The organism is Blautia sp. OF03-15BH, from assembly GCF_003463065.1.
Taxonomy (GTDB): Bacteria; Bacillota; Clostridia; order Lachnospirales; family Lachnospiraceae; genus Limivivens.
The window spans coordinates 267-12,275 of sequence record NZ_QSCM01000031.1 but is presented as its reverse complement, the minus strand read 5'-3'; the positions used below and the strand labels follow the sequence as shown (position 1 = coordinate 12,275).

The following is a 12,009-nucleotide window of genomic DNA, read 5'->3' as shown; positions in this document are numbered from 1 at the left end:
ATCCGGAAAGACCGATCAGTTCTTAGCGGAATGCGTGGTCAGATGAGCCGGAATTTGCATTTAATGGAGCCCAGGGGCGTATTCTTTATGTGCTGTGGCAGAAGGATGGTATTTCAATCAGGTCACTCTCGACTAAATGCGGATTAGCGATAACATCTCTTACTACGATGCTGGAAAGAATGGAAAATCAAGGGCTGATAAGCCGTGTTCAGTCTGAAACGGACAAAAGGAAAACGCTCCTGTTTCTGACTGAGAAAGCACATGCCTTAAAGGGCGAGTACGATTCTGTATCTGATGAGATGGGCAGTATTTACTACAAAGGTTTTTCAGAGGAAGAAATTACCCGGTTTGAGGAATGCCTCGACCGCATCAGAAAGAATCTTGAGGAGTGGCAGAAGTCATGAGTATTTGTATCAAAGATCAGATTCAGAACATGAATATCGTCATTGGCTGCACAGTGGGGTGTACATATTGCTATGCCCGCAACAACGTGAAACGCTGGCATATGATTGATGATTTCGCTGACCCTGAATTCTTTCCGGGTAAGCTCAAGATGATGGAAAAGAAACGTCCGCAGAACTTTCTTCTTACCGGCATGAGCGATCTCTCTGGATGGAAGCCGGAATGGAGAGACGAGGTATTTGCAAAGATTCGTGAAAATCCACAGCATCAGTTCCTGTTCCTTACCAAGCGACCTGATTTGCTGGATTTTGATACCGATCTGGAAAACGCATGGTTTGGCGTTACGGTGACGAGGAAAGTAGAACGGTGGCGTATCGACGCCCTTCGGAAAAACGTCAGAGCAAAACATTACCATGTTACCTTTGAGCCGTTATTCGATGATCCCGGCACAGTTGACCTTTCCGGAATCAATTGGATCGTTGTCGGCACCATGACCGGAGCTCAGAGTAGGAAGATTCATACGGAGCCGGAATGGGCATGGTCTCTGACGGACCAGGCACATAAGCTCGCCATTCCGGTGTTTATGAAGGAAGACCTTGTCACTATCATAGGGGATGAAAATATGATTCAGGAAATGCCGGAAGAATTTAATAAAGTGTTAGAGGTACAGAAATCATGGAAGAAGTAATAAATGGAATCCTCATTCGTGAGGTGGAAACAAAGAACATCATGACTAAGTCTAGTCTGCCGGTAGGCGGTTACTCGGTCAATCCCTATGTGGGCTGTACACATGCCTGCAAGTATTGCTATGCTTCTTTTATGAAGCGCTTTACCGGGCACAAGGAGGAATGGGGCACTTTCCTTGATGTGAAGCATTGGCCGGAAATTAAAAATCTGAAGAAATATGCCGGACAGCGGGTGGTCATCGGTTCTGTGACAGATGGCTACAATCCACAGGAGGAGCAATTCGGGAATACCAGAAAACTTCTAGAGCAGCTGATCGGCAGTGACGCAGATATTCTGATCTGCACAAAGTCGGATCTTGTGGTACGGGATATTGATCTGTTGAAGAAGCTTGGACGTGTAACCGTTTCATGGTCGATCAACACACTAGATGAAAATTTCAAGAACGATATGGATTCTGCTTCGAGCATTGAGCACCGTATCGCTGCTATGAAGCAGGTATATGAGGCAGGCATCCGTACAGTCTGTTTCGTATCCCCGGTATTCCCCGGTATCACGAATTTTGAAGCAATCTTTGAGCGGGTAAAGGATCAGTGCGATCTGTTCTGGCTCGAAAATCTCAATCTTCGAGGCGGTTTCAAAAAGACAATTATGGATTATATCGCCGGAAAATATCCTGATCTTGTACCACTTTACGACGAGATCTATAACAAGCATAACCGCAGCTACTTTGAAGCACTTGAAGTAAAAGCTGAGAAAATGGCTAAAAAGTATGATTGTGCCTTTGTGGATAATGAAATGCCTTATGGCAAAGTCCAGCAGGGGCATCCGGTGATCGTAGATTATTTCTATCATGAGGAAATCCGTGGGACAGAGAATACCGGAAAAAGAAATCGCTAACTTTCAGTTTGCATATTTTATCAAAAGGTACATATTAAAATTAACACAAAGGGAGATGTTAGAATGAAAGCTCATGAATATTGGTCTGTCGGAGCATTGTTAACGATGCTAGGAACATTTTATACTGGATATAAAGGAACAAAATCAAGCCATAAATATTTTGCGGCAAGTTCTTTGCTTTGTATGATTATGGCGATTTATACAGGTCATGTCAGCAATGGAAAAACTTGCAAAGGTTTACGATGTGGAAAAGGTTCTGAATGTGGCAAGTTATGCGCATATGTATGTTTTTGAATTTGATGGAAAAATAGTTGGAACAGGTGCTATCTCAAGTTTTTGGGGGAGTGAAACAGAAAGTATCCTTTTATCCATTTTTGTCCTTCCGGAATTTCATGGAAAGGGTGTTGGAAGAAAAATCATAAATACATTAGAAACGGATGAATTTTATGTAAGAGCAAGCAGAATTGAGATACCGGCATCCATTACAGCAACGGAATTTTATAGAAAATTTGGATATGATTACAAAAATGGTGTTAAGGAATTGGATGATGAACACCATTACAGACTGGAAAAATATAAGGAGGCAGGATTGAAATAACAACAGATGACAGACATAATATCTCTTATACTTTTCACAATGAGAAACAGAATAAAGATGTATACACGTTAAACAGGTCTTGACAAAGCATTCAGAACGGTGTATATTTTCAAAATGAACAGTGTTCATCATAAACGAAAATAAGCAGATAAGATATGGAGGTGGAAGGGTGAATCATCTTGCAACTTCAAAAGAAGACATATTGGCTGCCAGTAGAGAACTGATCAAAGAAAATGGCTGGGCTGCTGTAAGTATACGGGCACTTGCCTCCAGATGTTCTGTTTCATCAGGTACGATCTATAATTACTATGAATCCAAGGCGGACTTACTTGGTGATACGATCGAGAGTATCTGGCAGGAAATCTTTTTTCATCCTGAGGACGAACAGATATTTCATGATGCTGCAGCCTGTATCTCATGGATCTATGAACGGTTAGAGTATGGCAATAGGCAGTTCCCGGGTTTCTTTTCCCTGCACTCTTTCAGCTTTATGAGAGAAGAAAAAAACGATGGAAAAAAAAGGATGATGAAAACCTGGGGGCATATCCAGAATGGATTGTGTAATGTTCTGAAGAATGATCTGAAGATCCGTCCGGATGTGTTCGATCAACAATTTACAGAAAATCAGTTTGCAGACATCCTGTTTTCTCTGATCCTGGTAGCAATAACCCGTCAGGATTATGATCCTTCCTCTGTGCTGATGCTTATCAATAAAACATTATATTAAAAATTTTCCCACAGATGTGTGGGAAAATTTTTGAACCAAAATGAACAATGTTCATGTATCTGAATTATAAAAATCAAAATTAGAAAGGATGTTTATCATGCAGGCAATTGTAGAAACGTTATTTGATGCTGTGTATTTGATCTCGGTGATCACCATCGGAATTCTAATGATCCGTAAAAGCAAGGGAAACCGTCAGTTTACCATGTTTGGAATCATGGCAGTTCTTTTGGGCAGTGGAGATGCCTTTCACCTGGTTCCCCGTGCATGGGCACTCTGTACAACCGGCCTTGAGAATTTTACCGTACAGCTGGGCTTAGGTAAGTGGATCACTTCTGTCACCATGACGATTTTTTATGTAGTGCTCTATCACATCTGGCGTACGCGTTATCAGATCAAAGGTCATAAAGCAACTACAGCAGCTGTCTATGGCCTTGCAGGATTAAGAATTATTCTGTGCATGATGCCGCAGAATGACTGGCTCAGCGCAGCTGCTCCGCTTTCCTGGGGGATCTACCGTAACATTCCGTTCGCACTGATGGGATTGCTGATTATTGTTTTATTCTATAAAAGTGCCAAAGAGAATAAGGATCCGTCTTTCCGTTGGATGTGGCTGACGATCGTTCTGAGTTTTGCTTTCTATATTCCGGTTGTGCTGTGGGCAGATGTCATTCCGATGATCGGTATGCTGATGATCCCCAAAACCTGTGCCTATGTATGGACCGTGCTGATCGGTTACAAGGCAATGAAAAAAGAAATTGCGTAACTTTTTTGCTAAAGCAGTCCTTTATCTGACTTCTATAGCCGCAAGCCTTTGATATCCTTAATACGTGATAAAATCATATTGCAGCTGCAGCTGATCATGCCAGGCAGCGTATCAATGACATTGTGCAGGAAATGTTCCATTTCATCACTTGATGAAGCAACGGCATGTACATGAAGCTTGTCCCTTCCTGTGACACGGTAAATCTGCGTGACGATATCATTCTTGTATAATAAATCTGTCACCTGCATCAGCTGGTCTGGTTTTGTCTCAATCTCAAAATAGCATGATACAGCACCGCTGATCTTTTGCGGATTTATGATGGTTGTATATTCTTCAATCACGCCTTTTTTCTCCAAAGCCTGAATCCGGGCTTTTACGGCGACTCTGGAAATACCGGTTTCTTCACCGATATCAGAGTAAGAGATACGTGCATTTTTTATAAGTAACCGGATGATCTTCTGATCCAGTTCATCTAAACCGTCCAGGTACATAAGTGCCCTCCTGTAAAATGATATCCAAATGTTTTGTTTAAATATCATATCATTTGTATTACTAAAAGTAAACGGTAGCTTGACTTACTTGCCGTATATACATATAATTGTTACGAAACGGAGTTTAAAACTTGCGTTTTGAACGCGGATAAGGATTCCCCAGATTCAAGTGCGCGGAGCACTAAGCGGCGGGTGAGGGGGGATGCTTCTGTCAGTGGGAGTTGAAAGCTCCCACTGACAGATCGAGAAGCGACTGCGTTCATGAGCAAGTAGCGAAGCGGATTGCGAATGTCCGCTTTACTGTTCTGAACAGTGGAGTTTTCTTTTCTGGAGGGATAGGATAATGTCAAAAGATGAATATTTGATCACAGATACGCCACTGAAAGCGTTGACCGTTTTTGTAATGCCCATGATTCTGGGAAGCTTCTTTCAGCAAGTATATAATATGGCTGATTCCATTATTGTTGGTCAGTTTGTAGGTTCCTCAGCGCTTGCGGCTGTCGGCGCCTGTGCTGCCCTTACGAATGTCTTCATTTGTGTGGCGTTGGGTGCCGGTGTCGGAGCCGGTGTGCTCGTGAGCCGCTATTTTGGAGCTAGGGATTACAGCAAAATGAAAACAATTGTATCGACATCATTGATCAGCTTTCTGATCCTGAGCATAGTTCTGGGTGTTTTTGGCTTTTGCTTTTCCCATTCAATGATGCGTTTATTACAGACACCGGCTGATATTCTGGATGAAGCAGTACTGTATCTCCGGGTTTATTTTGTAGGATTTCCGTTCCTGTTTATGTACAACATCCTTTCGACGATGTTTACTTCCATCGGTGAATCGAAGATTCCGTTGGGGCTATTGATATTTTCTTCTGTTTTGAATATATTTATGGATCTCTGGATGGTGGCCGGCCTGGGGCTGGGGGTGTTCGGTGCAGCACTTGCAACTCTCATTGCACAGGGGATTTCCGCAGTGTTTTCGCTTTTGATCTTCTTTTGCCGGATGCGTCGATATAAAAGCCATTTCAAGTGGTTTGACAGGCTGGAGTTACATTCCATGCTTCGGATTGCCGTACCGTCGGTTCTCCAGCAGTCCACCGTGTCCATTGGTATGATGATCGTACAGGCAGTTGTAAATCCATTCGGTACACAGGCACTCGCAGGTTATTCAGCAACGATGAGAGTGGAGAATGTATTTTCACTGATATTTGTATCCATTGGAAATGCGGTTTCGCCGTATGTTTCCCAGAATCTTGGTGCCAGAAAAATCGAACGTATCAAAAAGGGATATCACGCTGCACTGGTGTTGGATCTATGCTTTGCAGTCCTTGCTTTCATAGTCATTGAAACCCTGCACACCCAGATTTCTTCGCTGTTTCTGGGTAAAGATGGAACGGCTCTTGCATATCAGGTGTCCGGGGATTATATGAGATGGCTCGGTTACTTTTTCATCTTCATGGGGATCAAGATGGCAACCGATGGAGTCCTTCGCGGACTCGGGATCATGCGGCCGTTTCTTATGGCAAATATGGTAAATCTTGCGATCCGCCTGGCAGTTGCCCTGATTTTTGCACCGCGTTTTGGTATTGCATTTGTCTGGCTTGCTGTACCGGCTGGCTGGCTTGCCAATTTTCTGATTTCTTATGTGGCGCTCAGAAAATCATGGCCGGCTGATAAGGTGGTTTCCTCTCGATAACAACGGAACAGTAAGATTCATTCTATCATTTAAAAACAGAATCATTCGGGCAATTTAACAAAGCCGATGCGGGATCGAAATCAACTCCAGCATCGGCTTCATTGCTTCTACAGGAATAGACCAGCCAAAAATCGCAAGTAAAAAGCATGTCAAAAACGACACTGATCGACTGCCGTAGAAATACGCTTATCGGGAAGTATCACAAATATATCAGGAATTAGAAATATACCAGGATGGTCTGAATGTGGTATTCTGGAGAGTGAAGCCGAAAAAGAAAGCACAGTCTTACTGACTTGTGGTCTTTTGCGAATTTTCTCTGTTTACAATATCTGTAGAGAAACTGATAAAAATGCAGTGCTATCAAAAAAATAGTTGCGTAACACCTAAGCTATGGTTATAATAAAATGACAGTGAGTCAGAGACAGAAAATCAGAGCCATGAAAGAATGGCAAAAGATATCATTGTGTTTATCAGGAGGCCAGAAGCAGTCTGGCATGAGACAACATAGGATTAATAAAAACGTCAAAGAATAGGGAGGAATTTCAAATGAATGTTACGGAAATCAGACGTCCGGCTGATATGGAAAGAATTACCACACCAGAGCTTGCTCAGGCTTTTATTGAAGAGCAGGTTGCATTGATCAAAGAGCAGGTGGGAGATAAGAAGGTTCTTCTGGCTCTCTCTGGCGGAGTAGATTCATCTGTTGTTGCAGCTCTTCTGATCAAGGCAATTGGTCAGCAGTTGGTATGTGTTCATGTAAATCATGGTCTGCTTCGTAAAGGCGAGCCGGAGCAGGTAGTAGAAGTGTTCCGTAACCAGATGAATGCGAATCTTGTTTATGTGGATGCAACCGATCGTTTCCTGAATAAACTGGCAGGAGTGGAAGATCCTGAGACGAAGAGAAAAATTATCGGCGGAGAATTCATTGAAGTATTTGCTGAAGAGGCAAGAAAACTGGAAGGAATTGAGTTCCTGGCACAGGGTACAATCTGGCCGGATATTCTTGAGTCTGAGGAAGGAATCAAGGCTCATCATAATGCAGGCGGACTTCCGGAGGATATGGATTTTGAACTGGTAGAGCCGGTCAGAATTCTTTTCAAAGATGAGGTTCGTGTTGTTGGTGATGAACTTGGTCTGCCGCATGGCATGGTTTATCGTCAGCCGTTCCCGGGACCGGGACTGGGCGTTCGTTGTCCGGGTGCTATTACCCGTGATCGTCTGGAAGCAGTACGTGAGTCTGATGCGATCCTTCGGGAGGAGTTTGAGAAGAATGGACTGGAAGGAAAGATCTGGCAGTATTTCACGGTTGTTCCGGATTTCAGATCAACCGGAATCAAAGATGGAAAACGTGCTTTTGAGTGGTGCTGTATCGTTCGCGCGGTATGTACAACGGATGTTATGACTGCAACTGTTGCAGAACTTCCGCATGAACTGATGGTTCATATTACAGATCGTATTACCCATGAAGTTGCCGGAATCAATCGTGTGCTTTATGATTTCACACCGAAGCCGACAGGAACGGTGGAGTTTGAATAAATTGGTAAATGATTCTGTGTGAACCTCTCAGTATGATGGGCTGAATGGCATTTTTTGCTGTTCAGCCCGTTGTTTATGTGGCATCATGGAGTCAATGGTATGTCAAGGGCGCCCGAGAAACGGGGAGGAAAAAGTAATGAGTGAGATGAGTCATGGACATTACGATCACTCCGGCGGTTTCATGAAATTTGCATCGGTAAATCCGTCTGCTGATATTTATATGCGGGAAAATGCAGGTGGGGAGTATTATTCCTTTAAAGAAGGAAAAAAAATATATCGGAATTGATAAAGCCATCTTAACCCTGCAAAACCTGCATCTGATAAAGGATAACACCGTGATAGATGAGGAACTGTCTGTTTTTACAAATGTGCATCCGGAGAGAAAATGGCCCAAGGGCAACCGAAGACCGCATGAACGGAAAACTCTGTTCTTTCAGCGAACAAAACTTTTTTTGTTGCATTTACCGATATTTTGTTTAAAATAGAACTGCTGGGCTGAAATGCCATGGCGTTTGATTAAATATACTGGAAGGGAAATTAAGATGAAAGAAAAGGGAAGTAGTTTTTCCGGCTCCATAGGTTTTGTCCTTGCGGCTGCCGGAAGTGCTGTAGGAGTTGGAAATATCTGGAGATTTCCGTACCTTTGTGCCAAAGACGGAGGAGGTCTGTTTCTTCTGATCTATCTGGTACTGGTATTGACATTCGGATTTGTATTGTTGACCACGGATGTTGCAATCGGGCGAAAAACAAAGAAAAATGCACTGAGAGCTTTTGAAGAGCTCAATCCCAAATGGCGGTTTCTGGGCCATTTGACCTTTCTGGTTCCGGCTCTGATCATGACTTATTATTCTGTCATTGGCGGCTGGATCGTAAAGTACTTTTTTATCTATATTGTTTCTGATGGAACAGCTGCCGCAGCGGATGGATATTTTTTATCTTTTATCACATCCGATCTTGCACCGATCGTGTTTATGCTGCTTTTCCTTGCATTAACCGCCTGGATCGTATTTCGCGGTGTGGAAAAGGGAATTGAAAAATTTTCCAGGATCATTATGCCTGGCTTGATCCTTCTGATCGTGATCATTGCAGTCTTTTGCCTGACTCTGTCTCATACAGAGGCGGATGGCACCGTTCGTACCGGTTTGCAGGGGCTGGCTGTTTATATAAAACCAGACTTTCAGGGATTGACCGTAAAACGATTCCTGGAGATCCTTCTGGATGCGATGAGCCAGCTCTTCTTTTCTTTGAGCGTATCAATGGGGATCATGATTACGTATGGTTCTTATGTGAAAAATGATGTGAATTTGAATAAAGCGACCAATCAGATCGAGATTTTTGACACAGGTGTTGCCTTTCTTGCAGGAATGATGATCATACCTGCGGTCTTTGTCTTCCTTGGAAAGGATGGAATGGCTTCCGGTCCGAGTCTGGTATTCATTTCACTTCCAAAGGTGTTTGATGCCATGGGCGTATTCGGGCGTCCGGCTGCGATCGCTTTCTTTCTGATGATGGGATTTGCGGCACTGACCTCCTGTGTATCCGTTATGGAAACACTGGTTGCAAACTGTATGGAACTGTATCACAAACCGCGGAAAAAAATGTGTGGAGCAGTAGGTATTTATTCACTCGTCACTGCCGTACTGATCTGTCTTGGATATAATAAACTCTACTTTGAGCTGAAACTTCCGAACGGATCGGTGGGACAGCTGCTCGATGTGATGGATTATATCAGTAACAGCTTCCTGATGCCGTTTATCTCCCTTCTGACCAGTATTCTGATCGGCTGGGTGATCGGGCCGGACTGGATCATAGGGGAAGTGGAACGAAATGGAGAACACTTCAAACGGGCAGGTCTGTATCGCTTTATGATCCGCTATGCAGTACCGGTTGTCATGCTCATTCTGTTCCTCGTATCCACCGGATTTGCAGATCTCATTTTCTGATGCGGGACAAGATGGTTTTGCAGCAGATATCCGGTTATCAGTGTTACGAATGAACCCGGAAAGCTGCTATAGAGAAAATAGAGAAAAAAAGTGCTTCTGAACAGAAAAGCCCTTGCGGATGCAAGGGCTTTTTGCTATGCTGAAGTTATAATGTTTGGGTAAAAAGGAGGATCAACGAATGGAATTTAAAACAGATGTGCTTCTTCATGGCGGAGATTACAATCCGGATCAGTGGCTGGATCGACCGGATATTCTGGAAAAAGATGTGGAAATGCTGGCAGAATCCGGCTGCAATGTAGTGAGCCTTGGTATTTTCGCCTGGTCTACCCTGGAACCGGAAGAGGGCGTGTTCCGTCTGGACTGGATGGAAGAGGTGATTGACCGGCTCTATGCGAAAGGGATCCGCGTGATCCTTGCGACACCCTCTGGTGCCCGTCCAAAATGGCTGGCTGATAAATATCCGGAAGTGCTTCGGGTGGATCAAGCCAGAAGAAGGCAGCTTTTTGGAACCCGACACAATCATTGCTATACATCGCCGGTTTACCGGGAAAAGGTACGGATCATCAACCAGAAACTGGCGGAACGCTTCGGAAATCATCCGGCAGTGATCCTCTGGCATATTTCCAACGAATATGGAGGAGAGTGCCATTGTCCTCTCTGCCAGGCCGCTTTCCGTGACTGGCTGAAGGAAAAATATCAGACCATTGAGAATCTCAACAGCCGCTGGTGCACGACATTCTGGAGTCATACTTACCAGAGCTTTGACGATATCGAGAGCCCTTCTGAGATCGGCGAAACGCAGCTTCATGCGCTGAATCTGGACTGGAAACGCTTTGTCACGCATCAGACCCGTGATTTCATGCGCTGGGAGATCCAGGCAGTACGGGATGCCGGAAGTAAACTGCCGGTAACGGCCAACCTGATGTATTATTTTGATGGTCTGGATTATTTCAAGATGGCGAAAGACATCGATGTGGTCTCCTGGGATACTTATCCTACCTGGGGAAAGGCAAAGGATATCGCTGTGGCCAGGGATAACGCCATGTGCCATGACCTGATGCGTTCTCTGAAGGGGAAACCGTTCTTCCAGATGGAATCCTGCCCTTCCTCTACCAACTGGCAGGGCATCAGTAAGCTGAAAAAACCGGGGATCCTTTTTGCCCAGTCCATGCAGCCCATCGCCCACGGCGGAGAGGGCGCTCTTTATTTCCAGATCCGGCAGAGCCGGGGAGCTTCCGAGAAATTCCACGGAGCCGTTATCGATCATTACGGCGGAAATGATACACGGGTTTTCAAGGAAGTGACCGAGGTGGGAGATACACTGAAGGTGATCCGTGAAGTGGCAGGCAGCCGGGTGGACAGTCCGGCAGCGCTTCTTTATGACTGGAGCAGCAACTGGGCCATGGAAGACAGCCAGGGACCGAGAAACAAAGGTCTTCATCATCATGAGGCTCTGCTCAAAATGTACGGCGGCTTCCGCAAACTGGGGCTGAATGTGGATCTTGTGGATGAAGAATGCAGTCTGGAGGGTTATAAAGTGCTGGCTATTTCCATGGGTTATGTTTTCCGGGAAGGCTTCGCGGAAAAAGTCAGAGCCTTTGTAGAAAATGGTGGAACACTCATTATTACGTACTGGAGCGGTATTGCCGATGAAACAGACCGCTGTTATCTGGACGGTGTACCTTACGGGCTTATGGATGTGCTGGGACTTCGGAGCGAAGAAATCGACGGTCTTTATGACTGGGAAGAAAATCATCTGATCCCGGTGGGCGGCAATGATCTGGGGCTTACGAAGAGCTATAGCTGCCGCTATCTCTGCGATCTGGTGAGAGTCAACGGTGCGGAGCCTGTCATGGTTTACGCTGACGACTTTTATACCGGTCATGCAGCTCTTACCAGAAATACATACGGAAAAGGAACCGCCTGTTATATCGCAGCCGATGCGGAAGAAGCCTTTTACGATGATTTTATTGCAGCCTTGATGAAAGAAAAATCTATCAAAGCGCCTGTCACCGGCGTCATTCCGGAAGGACTGGAGGTGACCACACGGGAGAACGACACCGTGCGCTATTATTTTTACCAGAATTTTGCGGATCATGCGGTGAAACTTCCACTGCCGGAAGGCGCTTTTGAAAGCATATTCGGCGATGCAGAAGCGAAACTGAAGCCTCTGGGAATGGTAGTTCTGAAAGAAAAACTGTAATCTGCATGATGCCAGGGTCAAAAGGTCAAAAAGCCGTTCATGCTTGCATGATAAGGCTTTTGAACTTGGGACCCG

The 12,009-nt window shown here is 44.7% G+C and carries 12 protein-coding genes and 1 pseudogene; 12 read left to right on the top strand and 1 reads right to left on the bottom strand.

Annotated features, from left to right (window positions below):
* Nucleotides 1–56: 56 nt before the first annotated feature.
* The 7 genes and pseudogenes from DXA57_RS16730 to DXA57_RS16700 form a co-directional block, all read left to right on the top strand.
* Nucleotides 57–404: pseudogene (locus DXA57_RS16730) on the top strand (MarR family transcriptional regulator); the annotation flags it as partial.
* Complete coding sequence (locus tag DXA57_RS16725) at nt 401–1,090, top strand: radical SAM mobile pair protein A (RefSeq protein ID WP_117768396.1); 690 nt, start codon at nt 401–403, stop codon at nt 1,088–1,090. The pseudogene DXA57_RS16730 and the gene DXA57_RS16725, both read left to right, overlap by 4 nt.
* Nucleotides 1,078–1,986 (top strand): radical SAM mobile pair protein B, encoded by a 909-nt coding sequence (locus tag DXA57_RS16720; protein ID WP_117768395.1) that lies wholly within the window; start codon nt 1,078–1,080, stop codon nt 1,984–1,986. The genes DXA57_RS16725 and DXA57_RS16720 overlap by 13 nt, the downstream gene beginning before the upstream one ends.
* A gap of 63 nt (nt 1,987–2,049) precedes the next feature.
* Nucleotides 2,050–2,280, top strand: coding sequence for a DUF6219 family protein (locus DXA57_RS17610; protein WP_117768394.1), 231 nt, complete (start codon nt 2,050–2,052; stop codon nt 2,278–2,280).
* The gene (locus DXA57_RS16710) at nt 2,204–2,584 is read left to right on the top strand and encodes a GNAT family N-acetyltransferase (RefSeq protein ID WP_243005826.1); all 381 of its coding nucleotides are present in this window, start codon (nt 2,204–2,206) and stop codon (nt 2,582–2,584) included. Before DXA57_RS17610 ends, DXA57_RS16710 begins: the two co-directional genes overlap by 77 nt.
* Before the next feature lie 169 nt (nt 2,585–2,753).
* Entirely contained in the window at nt 2,754–3,311 is a 558-nt protein-coding gene (locus tag DXA57_RS16705) for a TetR/AcrR family transcriptional regulator (RefSeq protein WP_117768393.1), read from the top strand.
* A 97-nt stretch (nt 3,312–3,408) separates the two neighbouring features.
* On the top strand, nt 3,409–4,074 hold the full coding sequence (locus DXA57_RS16700; RefSeq protein ID WP_117768392.1) for a hypothetical protein: 666 nt from the start codon (nt 3,409–3,411) through the stop codon (nt 4,072–4,074).
* A 32-nt stretch (nt 4,075–4,106) separates the two neighbouring features.
* On the opposite strand, the gene DXA57_RS16695 is transcribed toward DXA57_RS16700, so the two are convergent.
* Nucleotides 4,107–4,565 carry an Lrp/AsnC family transcriptional regulator gene (locus tag DXA57_RS16695; RefSeq protein WP_117768391.1) on the bottom strand — a complete coding sequence of 153 codons (459 nt, stop codon included), beginning with the start codon at nt 4,563–4,565 and terminating at the stop codon, nt 4,107–4,109.
* 343 nt (nt 4,566–4,908) lie between these two features.
* Between DXA57_RS16695 and DXA57_RS16690 the strand changes: the two genes are divergently transcribed.
* The 5 genes from DXA57_RS16690 (at nt 4,909) to DXA57_RS16675 (ending at nt 11,934) form a co-directional block, all read left to right on the top strand.
* Complete coding sequence (locus tag DXA57_RS16690; protein ID WP_117768390.1) at nt 4,909–6,252, top strand: MATE family efflux transporter; 1,344 nt, start codon at nt 4,909–4,911, stop codon at nt 6,250–6,252.
* A 579-nt stretch (nt 6,253–6,831) separates the two neighbouring features.
* A complete protein-coding gene (guaA, locus tag DXA57_RS16685; protein ID WP_334294771.1) occupies nt 6,832–7,788 on the top strand; it encodes a glutamine-hydrolyzing GMP synthase in 957 nt (318 codons plus the stop codon).
* A gap of 136 nt (nt 7,789–7,924) precedes the next feature.
* Complete coding sequence (locus DXA57_RS17250) at nt 7,925–8,074, top strand: hypothetical protein (RefSeq protein ID WP_158571356.1); 150 nt, start codon at nt 7,925–7,927, stop codon at nt 8,072–8,074.
* Between the two features lie 256 nt (nt 8,075–8,330).
* Entirely contained in the window at nt 8,331–9,731 is a 1,401-nt protein-coding gene (locus DXA57_RS16680) for a sodium-dependent transporter (RefSeq protein ID WP_117768388.1), read from the top strand.
* Between the two features lie 178 nt (nt 9,732–9,909).
* A complete protein-coding gene (locus DXA57_RS16675; protein WP_117768387.1) occupies nt 9,910–11,934 on the top strand; it encodes a beta-galactosidase in 2,025 nt (674 codons plus the stop codon).
* Nucleotides 11,935–12,009 lie beyond the last annotated feature (75 nt).